Source organism: Frigoribacterium sp. CFBP 8759 (genome assembly GCF_014841655.1).
Lineage (GTDB): Bacteria > Actinomycetota > Actinomycetes > Actinomycetales > Microbacteriaceae > Frigoribacterium.
Genome location: NZ_JACYUH010000001.1, coordinates 1,014,595 through 1,035,312, shown reverse-complemented (window position 1 = coordinate 1,035,312; position 20,718 = coordinate 1,014,595). Strand labels below are relative to the sequence as shown.

Genomic DNA, 20,718 nt, shown 5'->3' with positions numbered 1-20,718 from the left:
ACCTGGTTGAAACACGGGTTGCGTAGGGTGGGACGGGTGAAACGCGTCTTCCAGCCGATCGACCCGCCCGCCCGCCTCCTGATGGGCCCCGGCCCGATCAACGCCGATCCCCGGGTGCTCCGCGCGATGTCGGCGCAGCTCGTGGGGCAGTACGACCCGGCCATGACCGCTTACATGGACGAGACCCAGGCGCTCTACCGCGAGGTGTTCCAGACCTCGAACGAGCAGACCCTGCTCGTCGACGGAACCTCGCGCGCCGGCATCGAGGCCTCGCTCGTGTCGCTGATCGAACCGGGCGACAAGGTGCTCGTGCCCGTCTTCGGTCGCTTCGGCCACCTCCTGCGCGAGATCGCGGAGCGCTGCGGGGCCGAGGTCCACGTCATCGAGGTGCCCTGGGGCCAGGTCTTCCCGCTCGAGACCATCGTCGAGGCGATCGAGCGCGTCCAGCCGAAGCTGCTCGCGGTCGTGCACGGCGACACCTCGACGACGGTCGCCCAGCCCCTCGAGGGGCTCGGCGAGGTCTGCGCCCGTCACGGCGTGCTGTTCTACACCGACGTCACGGCGTCGATCGTCGGCAACGCCTTCCGCACCGACGAGCTCGGCCTCGACGCCGTCAGCGCCGGCCTGCAGAAGTGCCTCGGCGGCCCCTCGGGCTCGTCTCCCGTCACCTACGGCGAACGGGCGGTCGAGGTCATCCGGGCCCGCACGTCGATCGAGGCGGGCATCCGCACCGACGGCGACACGACCAGCAGCCGACGCATCGCGTCGAACTACTTCGACCTCGCGATGATCTTCGACTACTGGGGTCCTCAGCGCCTCAACCACCACACCGAGGCGACCACCATGCTCTGGGGCGCCCGCGAGTGCGCCCGCCTCGTCGTCGACGAGGGCGTCGACGCCGTGGTGGCACGACACGAGCTGCACGGCCGCGCGATGCTCGCCGGGGTGCAGGGGCTCGGCCTCGAGACGTTCGGCGACCTCGCGCACAAGATGAACAACGTGGTCGCCGTGGTCATCCCCGACGGGGTCGACGGCGACCGGGTGCGCGGTGCCCTGCTCACCGACTTCGGCATCGAGATCGGCACCTCGTTCGGCCCGCTGCACGGTAAGGTCTGGCGCATCGGCACGATGGGCTACAACGCCCGTCGCGACACCGTGCTCACGACGCTCGCCGCGCTCGAGGCCGTGCTCCGCCGCGAGGGCGCACCGATCACGAGCGGGGGCGGCGTCGGGGCCGCGTACGACGTCTACCTCGACGCCGACCGGGCAGGAGGCGCGGCGTGAGCGACGAGGCCCGCCTCGTCCTCGAACGCTGCGACGCGCTGGCCGCGGTCTCGAGCAGCCCCACCGGCGTCGAGCGCGTGTACCTCTCGCCCGAGCACGCCCGGGTGAACGCGATGGCCGGCGAGTGGATGCGACGGGCCGGCATGACCACCTGGCAGGACGCGGCCGGCAACCAGCGCGGCCGCTACGAGGGCACCGAGCCCGGCCTGCCCGCCCTGCTGCTCGGCTCGCACCTCGACACGGTGCCCGACGCCGGCCGCTACGACGGCATCCTCGGCGTGCTGCTCGGCATCGCCCTCGTCGCGCGGCTCGAGGCGTCCGGCACCCGTCTGCCGTTCGCGATCGAGGTCCTCGCCTTCGGCGACGAAGAGGGCACCCGTTTCGGCACCGCCCTGCTCGGTTCCCGTGCAGTCGCCGGCACCTGGCTGCCCGAGTGGTGGTCCCTGGCCGACGCGTCCGGCACGACGCTGCACGAGGCATTCGTGGCGTTCGGCCTCGACCCGGACCGGGTCGGCGACGCCGCCTACGAACCGGCCGACGTGATCGGCTACCTCGAGACCCACATCGAGCAGGGCCCCTACCTCGAGGAGGCCGACTTGGCGCTCGCCGTCGTCTCGTCGATCGCCGGGGCACGACGTTTCGAACTGACGCTGACCGGGGTCGCCGGTCACGCGGGGGGCGTCCCGTTCCACCGTCGGCACGACGCGCTCGCCGGGGCCAGCGAGATCGTCCTCGCGGTCGAGCGACTGGCCCGAGAGGCCGACTGCATCGCCACGGTGGGTCGCCTCCAGGCGTTCCCCGGCGGCGTCAACGTCATCCCCGGTCTCGTCGAGTTCAGCCTCGACCTCCGCGGCGAACACGACGACCGACGCGACGAGGTCTGGGCCGGCATCCAGGCCGTCGCGGCCGAGGTCGGCGAGCGTCGAGGGCTGACCCTCGCGGTGGACGAGACCCACCGTGCGCCGGCCGTCGTGGCCTCACCGCGCCTCCGGGGGTTCGTCCGCGAGGGCATCGCCGCCACCGGCGACGCCGACCCGATGGTGCTGTTCTCGAAGGCCGGGCACGACGCCATGGCCGTCGCCGAGCTGACCGAGTGGGCCATGCTCTTCGTCCGCTGCGGCAACGGCGGCATCAGCCACCACCCCGACGAGATCGTCACGATCGACGACGTGGCCGTCGCGCTCGACGCCTTCGAGGCCGCCGTGCACGCGGTCGCCGCGGCGCACCCGGTCGCGGCGCGGGCGTCCGCGTGAGCGGCCGCCGCGGAGACGGTGCTCACGGCGACGACACGCACGGCGATGTCGCCGCTGCCACCGCTGCCGCCGGCGCGGACGCGGCCGAGGGTGAAGGAGGCGCGGGCCCGGTCGAGGGGGCGGGCATCCGTGACCGCATCGACTCGGGCTACGGCCGCCTCTCGCCGCAGGAACAGCGAGCGGCCGACTTCATCCTCGACCACCTGGACGATCTCGCCGTCTACACCGCCACCGAGATCGCCGAGCAGAGCGGCGTCTCGAAGGCGACGGTGTCGCGGCTGTTCCGGCGGCTCGGCTTCACCGACGCGCAAGAGGTGCGCGACCAGGCGAGGGCGTCGCGCAGCCGTGGCGTCCCGGTCGGGCCGACCCGCGCCTCCGGTGGGCTCGCCGAGCACGCCGAGGCCGAACGTCACAACCTCGACGTGATGCTCTCGGGGCTCTCCGACGGCCGACTCGAGCGTGCCGCGGCGTTGGTCGCCGGGGCCGAGCGGGTCGTTGTGGCCGGGTTCCGCAACAGCTACCCGGTGGCGCTCCACCTGCGGCAGCAGCTGGTCCAGGCGCGGGACGACGTGCGCGTGGCGCCGCAGCCGGGCCAGTCCATCGGCGAAGAGCTGGTCGGGCTCGGGGCGCGCGACGTCGTCGTCCTGGTGGGGTTCCGTCGTCGGCCGGCCGGGTTCGCCGGCGTGCTGTCGTCCCTGGCTGCGCGCGGCGTGCCCGTGGTGCTCGTGGCCGATCCGTCGCTGCGTGGCGTCGACGTGACGGTGAGGCTCGACTGCCCGGTCGAGACCCCTGCCCCGTTCGACAGCTACGCGAGCGCGATGAGCCTGGCCGCCCTGCTGGCCGGGGCGGTGCTGACCGAGACCGTGCGCGCCGGCCGGCCCGAGGGTGGCCGCAGCCGCGTCGCCGAGATCACCGAGCTGTACGCCGAGCTGTCCGAGCTCGAATGAGCCTGACGTCAGCTCACGGGGCTGACCTCACGACCTCGGCTCGCGTCCAGAGTGGCCTGGGCCGGGTGGGTGGCACGCCGGGCGGCCGGGCGGCGGGGCGGCCTGCTCGGTGCCTCGCGGGTTCGCCCGGGCGCTATGTTGTCGGACGGAAACACCGGTCTCGGCTCGAGCGGTGGGGGTGACGAGAGGCGACGAGATGAACGAGATCGTGACGACGCGGCGGACGATCGGGGCATTGGTGGCCACGGCGGCGCTGACCGCCGTGTTCTGCACGTCGATCCCCGTATCCGCCCGGGCTGCGGAAAGCGACGCGGTCGTCGTCCGTGTCGCCGGCGACGACCGTTTCTCGACGGCCGTCCGCATCAGTCAGAGCGTCTTCTCGGACGACGAGACGCCCGTCGAGCCCGTCGGGCCTGCGATCGACAGGACCCGGGAGGCGCGGGTCGTCTACCTCGCCTCGGGACGCGGTTTCGCGGACGCCCTGAGTGCCGCCCCCGCGGCCGCACACCTCGGCGGGCCGTTGCTCTTGTCCGACACGACTGAGGTGCCGGCGGTCGTCCTCGCCGAGATCGCGCGGCTCGACCCCGAACGCGTCGTCGTGGTCGGTGGCGAGACGTCGCTCTCGCCCCGGGTCGTCGACCAGGTCGAGCGCGTCGTTCCCGGCGCCACCGTCGACCGTGTGTTCGGAGCGGACCGCTTCGCCACGTCGCGCGCCATCTCGATCGACGCGTTCGTGGACGACACCTGGCAGGCGCCGGCCGTCGGGAGGCCGCGAGACGTCATCTCCCTCTACGACCCCGCCGACCACACCGGCTACGACGTCAGCTTCGACGACGGAGCGCTCTTCGTCGCCACGGGTCGATCGTTCCCCGACGCCCTCGCGGCCTCGGCCGCTGCCGGCGCCCACGACATGCCACTCATCCTCGTACCCGGAGAAGCACCGTCACTCGACGAGCCGACCCGAGACCTCATCGCCGCCGTCGATCCGGGCTACCTGTATCCGGTCGGCGGTCCCGCGGTCATGAGCCAGGGCATCGTCGACGACCTGAGACGCGTCGCGCCCGTCGACGGCACGGCCCATGAAGTGGAGAGGCTGTCGGGTGGCGACCGCTACGAGACCTCGCACTGGACAGGGTCGACCGCTTTCTCGACGCACTGGGGACTGCCCTACGGCGTCGACCACTTCACCGAGACGAGCGTCTTCGTGGCGAACGGGGAGAACTTCCCCGACGCCCTGGCCGGTGCTGCCGCTGCGGGGTACCTGCGCCAACCCCTCTTCACGTCGCGCGCCGCGTGCATGCCCAGCGCGACGTACCATGCCGTGGACTTCCAGCAACCCGACGAGGTCGTGCTGCTCGGCGGTCCGTCCGCCCTCGCAGATCGGGTCGCGGACCTCAGCCGGCTCTGCTGACCGGGATCGCGCGCGTCGCCATGACCGGGGCCGGCGGCCGGCACGAGCCGGACGGCCCCGTGCTGTGTCGTCAGCGGCGCAGCACCGGCCCGTGACCCGGCAGCACCACCCGTGCCCCTCGGTCGACCAGCCGCCCGTAGGTGCGGCCCGCCTCGGCGAGGTCGGAGTGGAAGATCGGGTGCAGCATCTGCACGCCGTCGAGCCGTGAGGTCGGGTGGCCGGTGACAAGGGCGTCGCCCGTGATCAGGACGTCGTCGTCGGGTAGCGCGAAGACGGTGTGCCCGGGGGTGTGACCGACCGCGGCCGTCGGCACGACACGGTGACCGCTGAACGTGCGCGACGCCCCGAGGTCGAGCGGCACGACGTCGGTCACCTCCACGTCGCCCAGGCCTCCGGCGCGCACCGCGTGCAGCACCCAGCGGGCGAACCGCGGCTTGTACAGGTGCGGCAGGACGTCGCCGACGGTGACCTGGTGCAGCTGCTCGCGGGTCACGTTCGGCACCTCGGCGTGCGCCGCGAAGACCTCGAAGCCGTGCCGCCGACGCAGGGCCGAGACGGTGCCGATGTGGTCGCTGTGCCCGTGCGTCACGAGCACCGACGTGAGCCGGGCGTCACCGGCGCCCGTCGCCGACGCCACGGCCCGGAGCGACGACTCCACCAGCTCGAGGTCGGCCGGGTAGCCGGCGTCGACCAGCGTCAGGGTGCCGTCGCCCGCGAGGATCGTCCAGTTCGACGCGGGACCCTCGACGAAGTGCACGCCCGGTGCGACCTCGACGGGAGCCGCCGCCTTCGTCGGACTCACGCCGCGACCTCGGCGAAGGCGTCGGTGCCGCCCCTCACGAGGCGACCCCGGTGTCGGGGCGGACGAGCAACCGTGCAGGAGGCGCACTCGGCCCCGCCAATCGGCCGCCCACCCACGTCGCCGCGACCTCGCCGAGCAGGCGTGCGTCGTCGTACGCGGTCACGGGGTTGCGGTGCGAGAGGTCGTCGACGTCGATCGTCACGGGCGTCTCGGGGGCGAAGGCGACGAGGTCGGCGTCGGCGCCGACCGAGATCCGCCCCTTCGTCGGCAGGCCGACGAGCGCCGCCGTGCCCCGGGACATCCATCCGACGACGGCCTCGAGGGGGATGCCGCGCTGCCGTGCCCCGGTCCACACGGCGCGGAAGCTCAGCTCGAGGCCCGAGATGCCGCCCCACGCCACGTCGAAGTCGCCGTGTGCGGCGTCGGGGCCGCCGGCGAACTTGAGCTCGCGGGTCGACGGCGAGTGGTCGCTCGCGACGACGTCGATCGTGCCGTCGACCAGCGCCTGCCAGAGCAGTTCGCGGTTGGCCTCGCCGCGGATCGGCGGGCAGCACTTGAACTGCGTCGCCCCGTCGCCGATGTGCTCGGCGTCGAAGGTCAGGTAGTGCGGGCAGGTCTCGACCGTGAGCCGCAGCCCCTCGGCCTTGGCCGCCCGGATGGTGTCGAGCGCCGTCGCCGACGAGAGGTGCAGCACGTGGGCGCGTCCACCCGTGGCGCGCAGGGCGTCGACCACGTGCTCGATCGCCGTGCGCTCGACCACGTCGGGACGCGAGCGGACGAACGCGTCGTAGGCCGCGCCTCCTGCGGGCGCCCCGGGCGCTGCGGCCGCCTCGGGCGGCGAGGCGGCGGCGGCGTCGAGGCCGTCGGGGTCCTCGGCGTGCACGATCAGCAGACCGTCGAAGACCGCCAGTTCGGCCATCGCCTGGTGCAGCTGCTCGGTCGACAGGTGCGGGAACTCGTCGACCCCCGACGGCGAGAGGAAGGCCTTGAACCCGAAGACGCCGGCCTCGTGCAGCGCCCGCAGGTCGCCCGTGCCGAGGTTCGCCGGGATCGCCCCGCCCCAGAACCCGACGTCGACGACCGACTGGGGGCCCGCGGCGCCGCGCTTCTGCTCGAGGGCCCCGACGGTCGTCGTCGGCGGGATGCTGTTGAGGGGCATGTCGACGATCGTCGTGACGCCCCCGGCGGCGGCGGCACGGGTCGCCGTCGCGAAGCCCTCCCACTCGGTGCGTCCGGGCTCGTTGACGTGAACGTGGCTGTCGACGATGCCGGGCAGCAGCACCTGGTCGTCGGGGAGGGTCACGTCGACGGTGGCGCCGACCTCGTCGGTGAGGCCGCCGATCGCGACGACGCGGCCGTCACGGACGGAGACGCTCGCCTCGCGCCAGACGCCCTCGACCCAGGCGCGACGGGCCCGGACGACCAGGTCGTGCCGCACGGCGTCAGCCACGGGTCGCCCCGGCCGCCGCCGCGGCCGCCTCGGCCTCGCGCGCCTCGAGCTCCCTGCGTCGCTCGCGCAGGAGGTGCCCGGTCAGTGCGACCAGCAGCGTCAGCCCGCCGGCGACGCCCATGCCCACGCCGATGTGCACCTGCAGCAGCAGGGCCCCGACGCCCGCACCGGCGAGGATGAGCACCACGGCGAGCACGCGCCGGGGGAAGTTCTTGCCCGTGCCGCCGGCGAGCTTCGACTCGGACGCGAGCCCGACGATGGTCGACGTGACCACCACGGTCGTGACGTCGGCCACGGCGATCTTGCGCGCGGCGGCGGCCTGCAGCCCCATCGCGGCGCCCAGCAGGCCGGTGATCGTGAAGGCCCACGGCGTGTTCTCTTCGGGCACGACGAAGAAGGTCGAGATGCCGAGGCCGAGCAGCACGCCGCCGGTCACGCCGAACGAGGTCGTGCTGCGGCCCGACCACCCGGCACGGCCGCCGCGCAGCACCCGGCCGCCGATCGCCGCTCCGAGCAGGAACGCGGCGAGGGCCACGATCGGGCCCACGATCGGCAGACCGTCGGCCTGGGCGATGGCCATGCCGAGGATGACCACGTTGCCGGTCATGTTCGCGGTGAACACCCGGTCGAGGCCGAGGTAGCCGACGGCGTCGATGATGCCGGTGGTGAGCGTCAGCGTCAGCATCATGACGAGGTGCATGCGCGCCTGGTTGCGGCGGAACTTCTTCACGGGGGTCCTCAGGTGCTCGGCGCCGGGGCACGGCGGGGCGGGCGACTACGGCGACGTCGGCGCATCGGTTCTGCCGTCGATCGTATTGTCGCGGCTCGCTCGCACGCGAACCCCGGGCCGTGCCCGTGGACGAGCGGCGGCTGGCCTGTGGACGAGAGGGGCCGTGCCCGGGGACGAGAGGAGCCGTTCCTGTGGACGAGAGAGAGGCGCGGGCGAGGGCCCCCAGGAAGGACCGGCTCAGCCGCGGTGGACGACCAGGGTGTCGGCGAGGCCGGCCGTCGCGTCGGCGGCCACCGTGCCGGTGCGGGCGAAGTCGGCCCAGACCTGGCGCACCTTGCGGCCGCGGCGGTCGACGTCCTCCCAGTCGGTGGTGCCGACCAGGCGGGTGTGCGCCCAGGCCTCGCGGCCGCCGAGCAGCAGCGGCAGCTCGGTGATGTGGGCGGCGCCGAACGCCGTGCCCTCGGGCTCCCAGGTGAACTCGAACGTCGAGACGCGTCCGCCCGCGGCGCGGTGCCGCTCGGCGAAGGCCCGACCGGCCCGGTGGTAGACGGCCCTCGTCGTGGCGTCAATCATCAGGCGTCGGATCGCCCGGCCGACCACGGGCAGGCCGAACATCCGCTGCAGCAGGGGGGAGAACTCGGCGAACACCGCGGTCTCGTCGGCCGTCGCGCCGATCAGCAGGTCGATCTCGGGCGCGACCTCGCGCCACGCGGCGTCGGCGGCGGACTCGGTCGGCAGCGGTGCCCGCCCGTACTGCAGCCCGAAGGCCATGCCGCCGCGCAGGCCGAAGCGCTTCGCCGCCCGCTCGGCCACGGACTGCCCGGCGAGCAGCTCGTCGAGCGGAGCGTCCTTGCGGGGCGTGCCCACCGCCTCCGTCATCGCCTTCACCATGCGACTGCGGCCGCGCACGATGCCGAGCGGGGCGCTCTGCACGATGGCCCGGGCGAAGAGCCCCCGGGCGCCCTCGCTGATCATCAGGTGCGCGATCGCGTCGCCGCCGGCGGACTGGCCGAACAGGGTGATGCGGCTCGAGTCGCCCCCGAACGCCTCGATCGTCTCGTGCACCCAGCGGACGGCCGCGAGCTGGTCGAGCAGCCCGAGGTTGGCGGGCACCTCGTCGCCGACGCCGAAGAAACCGAGCATGCCCAGCCGGTAGGTCACGGTGACGACGATCACGCGCTGCTCGGCGACGAGGGCGCGCGGGTCGTAGACGCGCAGGTCGCCCGCCCCCGAGACGTACGAGCCGCCGTGGATCCACACCATGACCGGCACGCGCTCGTCGGCGAGCAGGTCGGCGGGCAGGGTGATCGAGAGGCGCTGGCAGTGCTCGTCGTCGACCATGCCGACGGCGGCGCCCTCGATCAGCGCGTCGAGTCCGGGCGACGCGACCTGCGGTGAGGCGGGGGCGCGGTCGAAGGCGAGCAGCGGGGAGGGCCAGGGTGCGACCGGGCGCGGCGGCTCGAAGCGGTCGGCCTCGGCGTAGGGCACGCCGAGCACCCGCACGACCTCTCCGTCGACCCGACCCACGATGCGGCCCGACGGGGTGTCGAACTCGCGGCGGGCGGCGCGGTCGTCGGTGTCGACGACCGGTTCGCCGGGGGCGGTCGGCGTGCTGGCGGTGGGGCGGGGGGCGTCCTGGGTCACCCGACCATGGTGCCCCTCACCGCCCGGCTAGGCTCGCGGGATGACCGCCGACACCCCTCCCGCCCCCGGGTTCTACCGCCACTTCAAGGGCGGCCGTTACGAGGTGCTCGGCACCGCCCGCCACAGCGAGACCGACGAGCCGCTCGTCGTCTACCGCGCGCTCTACGGCGAGCAGGGCCTCTGGGTGCGGCCCCTCGCGGCCTGGTCCGAGCACGTGCGACGTGACGGGCACGACGGCCCGAGGTTCGCGCCCGAGGGCTGACCGGCCCACCCGGTGGCCGGTGCGCCCACCGTGCGGCCGTCGAGGGCGAGCCGAGGAGGCGCGGGGCGGGCCAGCGAAGTCACAGCCGGTTGATAGCCCCGCGGCCGGACACTCGGCTCATGAAGTTCTCACGTCGCTCCCAGCACCCCCAGGGTGCAGCCACAGACGGGGGCGTCGCGGACGACGCGACCCGCACCGCCGACCCGGCCGCGGCCGCGACGCCCTCGACCGCGCCGCCCTCGGCCGTGCCGCCCGTGGCCACGATGCCCCCGGCCACGCTGCCCCCGGGCATGCTGATCGCGGGGGCCTGGGCCTGGCGCCTGCTCGCGGTCGCCGCCGCGCTGGCCGTGCTCTTCTGGCTGATCGCCACGCTCGAGGAGATCGTCGTGCCGCTGCTGATCGCGATCCTCGTGTCGGCGTTCCTGGTGCCGGTCGCGGGGTTCCTGCACCGGCACCGGTGGCCGCGGTGGCTCGCCATCGTGGCCGCGTTGCTGGCCGGGGTGGTCGTCGTCGGGGGCCTCGTGCTGCTCGCCGTGACGCAGATCCGGGCCGGACTGCCGCAGATCGAGAAGCAGTCCGTGGCGCAGTACGACCAGCTGACGACCCTGCTCCAGGGGCCGCCGTTGAGCCTGACGAACGCCGACGTGACCGGCTACCTCAAGGACGCGCAGAACGCGCTGCAGACCGAGAGCAAGGCGATCCTCAGCGGCGTGCTGTCGATCGGCACCGCGGCCGGGCACCTGCTGGCCGGGGGACTGCTGACCCTGTTCGCCACGATCTTCCTGATGATCGACGGTCGCGGGGTCTGGGCCTGGACCGTCCGCCTCTTCCCGAAGGCGGCGCGCCCCGCCGTCGACGGGGCCGGCCAGGCCGGCTGGCACACGCTGACCTCGTTCGTCCGCGTGCAGATCGTCGTCGCCGCGGTCAACGCCGTCGGCATCGGCCTCATCGCGTTCTTCCTCGGGCTGCCGCTCGCCGTGCCGATCGCGATCCTCGTCTTCCTGGCGTCGTTCATCCCGGTCGTCGGGGCCATCGTGACCGGCGCGCTCGCCGTGATCGTCGCCCTCGTCTTCGCGGGGCCGGTCCAGGCCGTGGTCATGCTGGCCGGAGTGCTCGTCGTGCACCTGCTCGAAGCCCACGTGCTGCAGCCGCTGGTCATGGGCTCGGCCGTCCGCGTGCACCCGCTCGCGGTGGTCTTCGCCGTGGCGGGAGGGTCGTACGTGGCCGGCATCCCGGGCGCGCTCTTCGCCGTGCCGACGGTCGCCGTGCTCAACGTGATGGTCAAGTACGTGGCGACGGGGGCCTGGCGTCGGACCCGCGTCGCGGACGACCTCGTGGCGGCACCCGAGGCGTCGTGATCGGGAGCCGCTGACCTGCCCGGCCCGCGCCTCCTTCGCTCGGATGAGGGAGGCGCGAGCCGATGTCATCCGCTGGGATGATGCGCCGGACTGCCCGGTTCGACAGTGCATTGTGTGGTTCTACTCAGGAAGTCTCTGCATACTCGTCACTTCGCCCGGGCGCGTGCGCCCCTCCCGATCGAGTCCCGACTCGGCAGGGCAGCTGCGGCGGACGAGTCGAGGCCCCACGGCCTCGCGAGACCGACACCGACCTGTCACGGCTTCCCCCGCCTCTGCCGCGGGGTCCCGCCGCCCCGAGCGCCCCGCGCCCGTGCGGCATCGCCGTGTGCGCCCTGCCCGAACGGAGGCGCGGGTCGGCCGAGCACGAGGACCACATGACCCCCGAGAACACCCCTGCCTCCGGCGCGGACGCCGCGACCGCCGCCGAGGCTCCCGCCACGCGCCGCTCGCTCTCCGCCGGACGCCGTCGCACCGCCCGTCGTCGCCTCTCGCTGATCGGTGGCGTCGCCGCGGTCGCCCTCGTCACGGGCACCGGCTTCGCGGTCACCTCGATGTCGGCCGCCGGTGCCGACACCATCTCGGCCGAGCAGCACGCCGCCGACGTCAAGCAGCAGAAGGCGGACATCGCCACCTCGTTGGCCCAGGCCAAGGCGCGCTCGACGATCCAGATCGCGAACCAGGTCGTGGCCTCGACCTCGAGCCGGACCGACGCCAGCGACTTGCAGACCCAGGTCGCCTCCCTGGCCGACTACGAGAAGCTCGACGCCTCGACGCTGAACGACCGCGTCGAGAAGACCGCGCTCTCGGCGCAGACCGTCCAGTCCGCCGCCGCCGAGGCCGACCGACAGGCCGCTGCCGCCGCCGCTGCCGCGCAGGCCGCCGCAGAGGCCCAGGCCGCCGCCGAGGCGAAGGCCGCCGCCGACGCCGCGGCCGCCGCCGAGGCCGCCCGCGCCGCCGCCGACAACTCGGTCGACGGGGCCAAGGCCACGGCCCAGTCCCTCGCGTCGTCCCAGTACGGCTGGGGCAGCGACCAGTTCTCGTGCCTCGTCTCGCTCTGGACGAAGGAGTCGGGCTGGAACTACAAGGCCTACAACCCCAGCGGCGCGACCGGCATCCCGCAGGCGCTGCCCGGCAGCAAGATGGCCTCGGCCGGGAGCGACTGGGCCACGAGCGCCAAGACCCAGATCACCTGGGGGCTCGGCTACATCAAGTCGGTCTACGGCACCCCCTGCGGCGCCTGGTCGCACTCGCAGTCCGTCAACTGGTACTGNGCACCGCGGAGATCCGCGGTGCGACGTTCAGTTCGTGGTGCGATGCGACGCCACGGGGGCGCACTGCCGCGCCACGGGCCTGCACTGCCGCGACACGGGGGCGCACCGCCGCGCCACGGGGGCGCGACCGCTAGTTCTGCGGGGGGATCGTCTGCCGGTCGGTGGGCTTGTCGGTGGTGACCGGTGTGGGACGCGGGCTCGGGCTGGTCGGGCCCGGCGACGGCGTCACGATGCCGTCGGTGGGAGGCGCGGGTGCCGGTGTCGGGCTCTCGGGCGTCGCCGACGGGCTGACGCTCGGGCTGACGGTCACCACGGGGTCGCCGTCGTCGTCGCTGCAGGCCGTCAGCAGCCCCGAGACGAGCAGGACCGTCGCCGCGGCCACCCCCGTGCGAGCAGTGGTCGTGAGCAGCGTCCGCGTCGTCGTCCCCATGTCGGGAGCCTACGCGCGGCGGGTCCCACGCATCGAGGGATGCCGGCCCGACGTCACCCGGGTCAGACCGCGCCCACCAGCGTCCACGCCCCGCCGTCGCGGCGCGTCACGCGTCCCTGGACCACGTCGGCCAGCTCGCCCACGGTCGCCTCGACGACGGCCCCGATGCGGTGTGCGGGCTCGTCGGCGGCACATTCGTAGCGCACCACCAACCGTGGCTCACCGCGCACGAGCGTGACGTCGCTGGCCTCGACGGTCGTCAACCCGGCCGCACTCGCAGCGGCCGCGGGCAGCACCGAATCGGGCCGCACCCCGGGGCGCAGGGTGCCGACGGTGAGCGTGACGCGGTACGAGGGCATGCGCTCATCCAACCCGCCACCACCGACATCGAGCGACGGTCCCAGCAGGGTCGCAGCCGCTTCACGGCGGACCCCGAAACACGTTCGACTCACGACCGTGCCACCCTCTGGTCATGAAGCGCACCGCGTCCGCCCGGCTCGAGTTCGACGTCGACGGCCCCGCCGAGTTCGTCCTGTCGATCGCCGCCTCCCGCGCCTACGCCGCGCCCGACGCGGTGGCGCAGGCAGGCACCGCCCGCATCACCGAGGAGGCGCTGGCCGTCACCCAGCACGGCGCACCCCTCGAGGTCCGCGAGCTGCACGACCACCACGGCACCCTCCTCCACCTGTGCGAGGTCGGGGCCGGCCGGGTCACCGTCGACTACCGGGTCGTCGTCGACGGACGACTCGACGAACCCGCCGTCGACGACCTCGACCTCGTGCGCTACCGGCGCCCCAGCCGCTACTGCGAGTCGGACACGCTCAGCCCGACCGCCCGCGCCGAGTTCGGCGGGCTCGAGGGGCGCGAGCTGCTCGCCGCGGTCGCGACGTGGGTCGGCTCGCACCTCGCCTACGTGCCCGGGGCCAGCGCGCCGACCGACGGCGCGGTGCAGACCCTGCTCGACCGGCAGGGCGTCTGCCGCGACTACGCGCACCTCGTCATCGCCCTGCTGCGGGGGCTCGACGTTCCCGCGCGCCTCGTCAGCGTCTACGCCCCGGGCCTGTCCCCGATGGACTTCCACGCCGTGGCCGAGGCCTTCGTCGACGGTGCCTGGCACGTGGTCGACGCGACCGGGCTGGCCCCGCGTCAGACGCTCCTGCGCATCGCGACCGGACGGGACGCCTCCGACACGGCGTTCCTCTCGAGCCACGGCGGCCGCGTCACGGTCGCGGGCATGCAGGTGGGAGCCGTCGCCGACGAGCTGCCGCGCGACGACGTGAGCACCTTCGTCAGCCTCGGGTGACCGCCCGCCGGCACCGCGCCTCCTGCGCCCGCGCCGCCCCTGCCTGCCGCCCCGCCCTGGGCCCGACCCACCCCGCCACGAAGTAAACACGCCGCCACACAATCGCGTGGCGGATCGTTTACCTCGTGGCGGTGTGCGCGAGGCGGCGTGCGCCTGCCGGGTCCGGCTCAGTCCTCGCGGTGCGCCAGCTTCGCGCCCTCGCGGGCGCGGACGGCGGGCTCGTTCTGGTGGACGCCCGCCGGCCAGGACGTCGGTCCGGCCGACCCCGCCGGGTACTCGTCGATCGCGACCTCGCCGGACTTCCAGGCCTTCACGACGGGGGCGACGATGCGCCACCCCTCCTCCGCCGAGTCGCCGCGCACCGAGAGCGTCGGGTCGTCGTCGAGGATGCCCTCGAGCACCTCGCCGTACGCCGTCAGGTCGGCCGCGCCGAAGTCGGCGTGCAGGGAGGCGCGCGACAGGTCGTACGAGTCGCCCGGCCCGTTGACGTTCAGCTCGAGCGACATCTCGTCGGGTGAGATCGCGATGCGCAGGCGGTCGGGGGTCCCTCCGCCGACGAACTCCTTCGGGACGTGGGTGGGCGGCCGGAACGTGATGACGATCTCGCGGCGACGCGAGGCCAGGGCCTTGCCGGAGCGCAGCAGGATCGGCACGCCGGCCCACCGCCAGTTCGCCACCTCGACGACGACCTCGGCCAGCGTCTCGGTCTCGAGCGACGCGTCCACGCCGTCCTCGTCGACGTAGGCGGGCAGGGTGCGGCCGTCCACCTCGCCCTCGCCGTAGCGGGCACGGCGGGAGTTCGCGACGGCGTCGTCGTCCCAGACGTGGGTCGCGCGCAGCACCAACTCCTTCTCGTCGCGCAGGTCCGCCGCGCCGAGCGTGGCGGGAGCGTTCATCGTCAGCACGGCCATCACCTGCAGCAGGTGGCTCTGGATCATGTCGACCATGGCGCCGGCGTGGTCGTAGTAGCGCGCGCGGTTCTCGAGGCCGAGTTCTTCGTCGTAGACGATCTCGATGCTCTCGACGTGCTGGTTGTTGAGCATGGGCTCGATCAGGCGGTTCGCGAACCGCAGGCCGAGCAGGTTGAGCACGGTCGAGCGGCCCAGGAAGTGGTCGACGCGGTGCACCTGGTCCTCGTGCACGAGCTTCAGCACCTCGCGGTTGAGCTTCTTCGCACTGGCGAGGTCGGTGCCGAACGGCTTCTCGAGGGCGAGCGCCGTACCCTCGGGCAGGTCGACCTCGCGGAGGGCGGCACAGGCCTTCTCGGTGATGGCCGGCGGCAGCGCGAAGTAGATGGACGGAGGCGCGTCACAGGCCTCGAGGAGGCCGCGGAGGCCGTCGGCCCCGGTCACGTCGGCCGTGACGTACGTGGTCGACTCGAGCAACGCGTCGACGGCGGGGCCGCTCGCGTGGACGCTGTCGAACGACGTCTTCACGCGTGCCTTCCACTCGGCATCGGTGTACTCCTCGACGCCGGCGCCGATCAGCTGCACGCGCCGGGGAGGCTCGATCGACAACAGGCCGCCGAGGCCGGGCATCAGGAGGCGCGCGGCGAGGTCCCCGCTCGCGCCCAGGATCAACAGGGTCGCCGGCTCGGGGGCCTTCTTCTCGCTCATGCCGTGAACGGTAGTGGGCCCCGCCCGGCCGCGCCCGGGAGGGGGTGCCACGGACCGCCTCGGAGCACCCGGCGTACCGTCCACGCCATGAGCGACCAGACCTACACCGCCCGCTTCGTCGGCCACGACGAGACCACCACCGAAGAACTCACCCTCATCGACGGACTGCCGCAGAAGAGCGTCACGCGTCCCGGGGCCTCCGACGGCGAGGACCTGATGTGGGAGCTCGACGACGACGCCAGCGAGGGCGGCGAGTACGTCTACCGCTCCCTCGGCGTCTCGGGCCACGACTACAGCTGACCCACCCGCGGTCGGCACCACCCGCGGTCCGCACCACCGGATGGACGTCGCACCGCCGAAGTGGGCGGTGCGATGCTCGTTCGGCGGTGCGACATCCGTCCGGCCCTGCTGCTCGACCCGCGCCTCCTGACCCGGCCGGCGCCGCCAGCGCGCCCGGCGCGGGCCGGGCCGCGGCCGCTCGGGCCCCGGCGGGTCAGGCGCGGCGGGTGGGGCGCACCGAGACGACCTCGGCGGTCGCCCCGTGCGGTAGGTCGACCACGAGCCGCACGGCGTCCGCGACGGACTGCGGTTCGAGGTAGAGCGACGTGTCGTACGTGCCGCCCTCGGCCGTGACCAACTCGTGCTGCATGTCGGTGTCGACGCGGCCCGGGTGCACCGAGCTGACCCGGACGCCGTGCGGACGTTCCTCTTCGCGCAGGGCGTCGGTCAGCGCGCGCAGGGCGAACTTGCTCGCCGCGTAGGTGCTGCCGTCGGGCACTGCCGTGAACCCCGAGCCGCTGTTGATCGACACGACCGTGCCCTGCGCCGCCCGCAGCGCCGGCAGCAGCTGCCGCGTCACCTCGGCGACGGCGAACACGTTCACCTCGAAGACGCGCCGCCAGTCGTCGCGCTCCGTGTCGGCGACGGCGCGCCCGCCGATGACGCCGGCCGCGTGCACCAGCACGTCGAGCCCGTCGAGCGGCGGCACCGTGAGGGCCGGGCCCGAGAGGTCCGCGGCCCACGCCGTCGCGGACGGGAGGTCGGCGGTGATCGCCCGCAGCGCCTCCTCGTCCCGTCCGTGGACGATCACGTGGTGGGTGCGGGCGAGGTCCCGGACGACGGCGAGGCCGATGCCCCGCGAGCCCCCGGTGACGAGTGCGGTCTTCATCGGACCAGTCTGCCGGTCCCGCGGGCCGCCGGTCGGCCCGGTCGGGCCGGTCGCCGGTCAGGCCAGCGGGTCGTGCCCCCAGTTCATGAGCGACCAGCGCCACTTCGTGTCGGTGACGTCGCCCGAGGGGCGCTGCTTCGAGTGGCGCGCGACGTAGCCGTGGACCTTCTCCATGTGCTTCCAGTCGGCGTCGGTCAGGTCGGCCTTCTTCTTCTCGAGGATGCGCACGATGTGCCGGCCGCTCTCGTGCCCGACGGACTCGCCGCCGTCCTTCTGCCCCACCTCGCGCGACTCGTCGGTGTCGAGCCACTCGCGAAGCGTCGAGGCCGTCATGTTCACGTCGTCGTGGAACTCGTCCCAGGTCTGCTGTCGTCCGCCGTCTGCCATGCGACGAGCCAAGCACGCCCCGGACGGCACCGCCCCGCGCCGCACCGCTCCGCCGGATCGACGAAGATGGCACGGTGCGCACCCTGACCGCCGGCACCGCCGCCCTGCTGCTCGCCGCCTCGCTCGCGGTCACGATGTCGTCGTGCTCGGCCGACGGGAACAACCCGACGGTCGCGCCGCAGGCGAAGATCCCGGCAGGGCTCGCGGTCGAGGGCTACGCCATCGCCTCACCTGACGCGACGACGGCCGCCGTCGAGGCGCTCGACCGCAGCGGGTCGGCCATCGACACGGTCGGCGTCTCGGGCGTCGCGATCACGACCGGCGGGGCCGGGGTCGCACCGAGCGACGAGTCCGCCAACTCCCTCCGCGAGGCCGCCCAGTCGGCGGGCGGGAAGGCCGAGCTGCTCGTCGTCAACGCGGGCCAGGACGGCTTCAGCGGTGAGCTCGCGTCGCAACTGCTGTCGAGCCGGGCCAACCGCGAGTTCGTCGTGTCGGGCCTCACGGGAGAAGTCGTCAACGGCGGCTGGGACGGCGTCCAGATCGACTTCGAGTCGCTCTCCGCGGCGGACGCCCCGGGACTGGTGGACTTCGCCGCCGAGCTCCGCGACGCCCTGCCCGACGACGCGAGCATCTCGATGGCCCTGCAGCCCAGCGCCGACCCGGCGGGATACGCGGACCTCGGCTACGACCTCGCCGCCCTGTCCGACTCCGTCGACCGGTTCGTGCTCATGGCCTACGACCAGCACGGCGCCGGGTTCAGCGAACCGGGGCCCGTCGGCGGCCTGCCCTGGGTCGGTGAGGTCCTCGACGCCGCACTCGAGTCCGTCCCGGCCGACCGCCTCGACCTCGGCGTCGCGGGGTACGGCTACCGGTGGACGGGCGACGGCACCGCAGGAGGCGCGCTGACGGTCGCCGAGGCCCGCACCGCTGCGCAGTCCACGGGTTCGTGGGACGCCGACCAGGCCGAGTACACCGCCTCGCCCGGTGACGGCTCGACCCTCTGGTGGTCGGATGGTCGCTCGATCACCGCGCGCGCCGATCTGGCCGAGTCGAAGGGGCTCCACGGCGTCGCGATCTGGCAGCTGACGACGGGGGACCCGATCCGCCGCGGCTGACGTCCGGGCGACGGGCCGCCCTGCGGCCACGGATGCGGCTCGTGCCGGATCGCCGCCGGAGGTGCCGCCTACGGCGTGACGACGCCGATCGGGCCGGTCAGCTGGGGGATGTCCCGGTCGCTCAGCAGCCAGTGTTCGCCGCGGCCGGTGATCAGCAACGCGAGCGGACCCGGACGGCAGACGACGAGCGCGCCGCCTTCTTGGTGCAGCACGCCGTCGAGGGCGCCGCCGAGGTCGCGGTCGTCTTCGGAACCCGACGCCGACAGGACGGCGCAGCGGCCCTCTGCTCCCATCGCCTGCAGCAGTCGGCGCATGCCCTCGGGGTCGCTGCGGTCGGGACCGAGCGGGTGGGCGACGGCCATGTCGACCCACTCGACCGACCCGGTCAGGTCGGCGAGGGCCTGCTCTTCGGGGCCGGCAGGGTCGACGGCGAGGTCGTGCACGGATTGTTTGCGATCGGGCGCGGCGAAGGCCTCGAGTGCGGTGATGACGGAAAGGGGGAGCGACGCCACGGGTGATCTCCTGTCGAGGGGTTCCCACCATCCTCCCACCCGAGCTGCCCTCACAGGTCCGTCCACAGGCGGAAACCGGAGCGGGCGCCGAGTCGAGCCGCCGCACTACGCTGCCGGAGAGCGGCCCGACGCGCGACGACGACCCGACCTGCCCACCCACGACGACGACGGAGACACCGTGAGCGACGCCCCCGGCCAGCAGCCCTGGCAGAACCCCCAGAACCAGCAGAACTCCCAGAACCAGCAGGACCCCCGGTACTCCCCGCCGTACCAGGGCCAGCACCCCCAGGCGCAGCAGCCGGGGCAGCAGCCCTACCCCGGGCCCGGTGGGTACGCCGACCCGCTCAAGGGCACCAACCCCGGCGTCAGCACCTCGACGCCGTTCGTCTGGGTGCTCGTCCTGCTGCCGCTGGTGCAACTGATCGGGCTCGCCTTCTGGGACGTCGGCGACTACCTCGAGCGCACCGCCACGATCACCCCGGGCGTCTACCAGTCGCCCTTCACGCCGGGCTACCTCGCCTACATGGGCATCGGCCTGCTCGTCTACGCACTGACGGTCGTCTTCGCCTGGCTCGACCACCGGGCGTTGACGGCCCGGGGCATCGTGAAGCCGTTCCCGTGGCCGTGGGCGTTCCTCACGGTCGTCTACGTCGTCGGTCGCTCGGTCGTCGTGAAGCGTCGCACCGGTGGCGGGCTCGCGCCGCTGTGGCTCTTCATCGCCGTGTACCTGATCACGATCGTCGTCGCGTTCTCGGTGTTCATCGTGGCCTTCGCCGAGTTCGTGCGGACGATGCCGTCCCTGCCGACCGCCCCGTAGCCGGACCTGCTGCGAGGATGGTCCCGTGACCTCCTCCAGCGCACCCCGCCTCGGCCTGCTCCTCGACGTCGACGGCCCGATCGCCAGCCCCGTGACCCGCAGCATCGCGCTGCCCGCGATCACGCGCGACCTCGTGGCGCTCGCCGCCCTCGGCGTGCCCATCGTCTTCAACACGGGGCGCTCGGACGCGTTCATCCGTGAGGAGGTCGTCGGTCCGCTGCTCGCCGCCGGCCTGCCCGAGGGGGCGCGGGTGCACGGCGTCTGCGAGAAGGGTGCCGTCTGGTTCACGATCGGCCCCGAGCACGGTGTCGACGGCATCGGCCCGATCGAGGTCGACTCGTCGCTCGCCATGCCCGCCGACTTCGGCGCCGAGATGCAGGCGTTGGTGGCGGACGAGTTCGCCGACCTGGTGTTCTACGACACGACCAAGCACGCGATGGTCTCGATCGAGCAGCTCACGAGCGTCGAGTCGTCGACCTACCTGGGCCGGCAACGCGACCTCGACGAGAAGGCGATGCAGGCGCTGGTCCGCCGGGGCTTCGGCGTGCGCCGACTCGACGACGTGCGGCCCGACGCCTCCGGGGCCGTGCAGTGGCGCGTCGACCCGACGATCATCTCGACCGACATCGAGTCGGTGCGGCTCGGCAAGGACCTCGGGGCCGAGCGGGCGCTCGAGCTGCTGGCGGCCGACGGCGAGCCCCCGCTCGCCTGGCGCACGGTCGGCGACTCGCGCAGCGACTACGCCATGGCCGACTGGCTGCACGCGCAGGGTCACGCGGTCGCGCACGTCGACGTCCGCCCGGCCGACGGCGTGCCGGCGACGCCGTACCCGGTGCTGACGAGCTCGACGGGCGCGATCCACGACGAGGCCGGGGCCGAGTTCCTGGCCGGCTGGCTGGCCGACCTCACCGTCTGACGCCCGGCCGCGACGCGTCCGGGCCTGCGACGGGCCCGGCCC

General features: G+C 73.6%; 21 protein-coding genes and 1 pseudogene. 12 read left to right on the top strand and 10 right to left on the bottom strand.

The features are described from left to right. The first annotated feature begins 81 nt into the window (after window positions 1-81). The 4 genes from IFT79_RS04840 to IFT79_RS04825 all read left to right on the top strand — a co-directional run bounded on the left by IFT79_RS04840 (window position 82) and on the right by IFT79_RS04825 (window position 4,895). Window positions 82-1,284 (top strand): pyridoxal-phosphate-dependent aminotransferase family protein, encoded by a 1,203-nt coding sequence (locus IFT79_RS04840; protein ID WP_123571496.1) that lies wholly within the window; start codon window positions 82-84, stop codon window positions 1,282-1,284. Beyond that, on the top strand, window positions 1,281-2,537 hold the full coding sequence (locus tag IFT79_RS04835; RefSeq protein WP_192123024.1) for an allantoate amidohydrolase: 1,257 nt from the start codon (window positions 1,281-1,283) through the stop codon (window positions 2,535-2,537). The genes IFT79_RS04840 and IFT79_RS04835 overlap by 4 nt, the downstream gene beginning before the upstream one ends. Beyond that, window positions 2,534-3,484, top strand: coding sequence for a MurR/RpiR family transcriptional regulator (locus IFT79_RS04830; RefSeq protein WP_233568466.1), 951 nt, complete (start codon window positions 2,534-2,536; stop codon window positions 3,482-3,484). Before IFT79_RS04835 ends, IFT79_RS04830 begins: the two co-directional genes overlap by 4 nt. Window positions 3,485-3,680: 196 nt before the next feature. Beyond that, on the top strand, window positions 3,681-4,895 hold the full coding sequence (locus IFT79_RS04825) for a cell wall-binding repeat-containing protein (RefSeq protein WP_157485186.1): 1,215 nt from the start codon (window positions 3,681-3,683) through the stop codon (window positions 4,893-4,895). 70 nt (window positions 4,896-4,965) lie between these two features. Here IFT79_RS04825 and IFT79_RS04820 read toward each other — a convergent pair whose 3' ends face one another. The 4 genes from IFT79_RS04820 to IFT79_RS04805 all read right to left on the bottom strand — a co-directional run bounded on the left by IFT79_RS04820 (window position 4,966) and on the right by IFT79_RS04805 (window position 9,521). Continuing rightward, the gene (locus tag IFT79_RS04820) at window positions 4,966-5,697 is read right to left on the bottom strand and encodes an MBL fold metallo-hydrolase (protein WP_192123023.1); all 732 of its coding nucleotides are present in this window, start codon (window positions 5,695-5,697) and stop codon (window positions 4,966-4,968) included. Window positions 5,698-5,731: 34 nt separating this feature from the next. Further along, entirely contained in the window at window positions 5,732-7,147 is a 1,416-nt protein-coding gene (gene allB / locus IFT79_RS04815; protein WP_342211764.1) for an allantoinase AllB, read from the bottom strand. Beyond that, window positions 7,140-7,877, bottom strand: coding sequence for a DUF1275 family protein (locus tag IFT79_RS04810; protein WP_342211763.1), 738 nt, complete (start codon window positions 7,875-7,877; stop codon window positions 7,140-7,142). Before IFT79_RS04810 ends, allB begins: the two co-directional genes overlap by 8 nt. Before the next feature lie 237 nt (window positions 7,878-8,114). Next, the gene (locus tag IFT79_RS04805; protein WP_192123022.1) at window positions 8,115-9,521 is read right to left on the bottom strand and encodes a carboxylesterase family protein; all 1,407 of its coding nucleotides are present in this window, start codon (window positions 9,519-9,521) and stop codon (window positions 8,115-8,117) included. A 40-nt stretch (window positions 9,522-9,561) separates the two neighbouring features. Between IFT79_RS04805 and IFT79_RS04800 the strand changes: the two genes are divergently transcribed. The 3 genes and pseudogenes from IFT79_RS04800 to IFT79_RS17050 form a co-directional block, all read left to right on the top strand. Then, window positions 9,562-9,783 carry a DUF1653 domain-containing protein gene (locus tag IFT79_RS04800; protein ID WP_159827969.1) on the top strand — a complete coding sequence of 74 codons (222 nt, stop codon included), beginning with the start codon at window positions 9,562-9,564 and terminating at the stop codon, window positions 9,781-9,783. Window positions 9,784-9,902: 119 nt separating this feature from the next. Continuing rightward, window positions 9,903-11,141 (top strand): AI-2E family transporter, encoded by a 1,239-nt coding sequence (locus IFT79_RS04795; RefSeq protein ID WP_249407728.1) that lies wholly within the window; start codon window positions 9,903-9,905, stop codon window positions 11,139-11,141. A gap of 62 nt (window positions 11,142-11,203) precedes the next feature. Further along, window positions 11,204-12,411 (top strand): annotated as a pseudogene (locus IFT79_RS17050) (aggregation-promoting factor C-terminal-like domain-containing protein); the annotation flags it as partial. A gap of 131 nt (window positions 12,412-12,542) precedes the next feature. On the opposite strand, the gene IFT79_RS04785 reads toward IFT79_RS17050, so the two are convergent. Together IFT79_RS04785 and IFT79_RS04780 are read right to left on the bottom strand one after the other, a co-directional pair. Then, window positions 12,543-12,842: a hypothetical protein gene (locus IFT79_RS04785; protein WP_192123020.1), complete on the bottom strand. Its 300-nt coding sequence runs from the start codon at window positions 12,840-12,842 to the stop codon at window positions 12,543-12,545. A gap of 62 nt (window positions 12,843-12,904) precedes the next feature. Further along, window positions 12,905-13,201 carry a hypothetical protein gene (locus IFT79_RS04780; RefSeq protein WP_043596776.1) on the bottom strand — a complete coding sequence of 99 codons (297 nt, stop codon included), beginning with the start codon at window positions 13,199-13,201 and terminating at the stop codon, window positions 12,905-12,907. 113 nt (window positions 13,202-13,314) lie between these two features. Here IFT79_RS04780 and IFT79_RS04775 point away from each other — a divergent pair, with 113 nt between their 5' ends. Beyond that, on the top strand, window positions 13,315-14,145 hold the full coding sequence (locus IFT79_RS04775; RefSeq protein WP_056043838.1) for a transglutaminase-like domain-containing protein: 831 nt from the start codon (window positions 13,315-13,317) through the stop codon (window positions 14,143-14,145). A 167-nt stretch (window positions 14,146-14,312) separates the two neighbouring features. On the opposite strand, the gene IFT79_RS04770 is transcribed toward IFT79_RS04775, so the two are convergent. Beyond that, a complete protein-coding gene (locus tag IFT79_RS04770) occupies window positions 14,313-15,761 on the bottom strand; it encodes a glucose-6-phosphate dehydrogenase (RefSeq protein WP_192123019.1) in 1,449 nt (482 codons plus the stop codon). A gap of 87 nt (window positions 15,762-15,848) precedes the next feature. Between IFT79_RS04770 and IFT79_RS04765 the strand changes: the two genes are divergently transcribed. Continuing rightward, complete coding sequence (locus tag IFT79_RS04765) at window positions 15,849-16,061, top strand: hypothetical protein (RefSeq protein WP_043596779.1); 213 nt, start codon at window positions 15,849-15,851, stop codon at window positions 16,059-16,061. Between the two features lie 193 nt (window positions 16,062-16,254). Here the strand turns inward: IFT79_RS04765 and IFT79_RS04760 are convergent, their stop codons facing one another. After that, entirely contained in the window at window positions 16,255-16,929 is a 675-nt protein-coding gene (locus IFT79_RS04760; protein WP_192123018.1) for an SDR family oxidoreductase, read from the bottom strand. Between the two features lie 57 nt (window positions 16,930-16,986). After that, window positions 16,987-17,316, bottom strand: a complete 330-nt coding sequence (locus IFT79_RS04755; protein ID WP_192123017.1) for a DUF3140 domain-containing protein — start codon at window positions 17,314-17,316, stop codon at window positions 16,987-16,989. A gap of 74 nt (window positions 17,317-17,390) precedes the next feature. Here IFT79_RS04755 and IFT79_RS04750 point away from each other — a divergent pair, with 74 nt between their 5' ends. After that, entirely contained in the window at window positions 17,391-18,431 is a 1,041-nt protein-coding gene (locus tag IFT79_RS04750; RefSeq protein ID WP_056043825.1) for a glycosyl hydrolase family 18 protein, read from the top strand. A 68-nt stretch (window positions 18,432-18,499) separates the two neighbouring features. On the opposite strand, the gene IFT79_RS04745 is transcribed toward IFT79_RS04750, so the two are convergent. Continuing rightward, window positions 18,500-18,943: a hypothetical protein gene (locus IFT79_RS04745; protein ID WP_043596785.1), complete on the bottom strand. Its 444-nt coding sequence runs from the start codon at window positions 18,941-18,943 to the stop codon at window positions 18,500-18,502. A gap of 178 nt (window positions 18,944-19,121) precedes the next feature. On the opposite strand from IFT79_RS04745, the gene IFT79_RS04740 reads away from it, so the two are divergent. Both IFT79_RS04740 and IFT79_RS04735 read left to right on the top strand, forming a co-directional pair. Further along, window positions 19,122-19,760, top strand: a complete 639-nt coding sequence (locus tag IFT79_RS04740) for a hypothetical protein (RefSeq protein WP_192123016.1) — start codon at window positions 19,122-19,124, stop codon at window positions 19,758-19,760. Between the two features lie 25 nt (window positions 19,761-19,785). Then, a complete protein-coding gene (locus IFT79_RS04735; RefSeq protein WP_123571355.1) occupies window positions 19,786-20,676 on the top strand; it encodes a hypothetical protein in 891 nt (296 codons plus the stop codon). The last annotated feature ends 42 nt before the right edge of the window (window positions 20,677-20,718 follow it).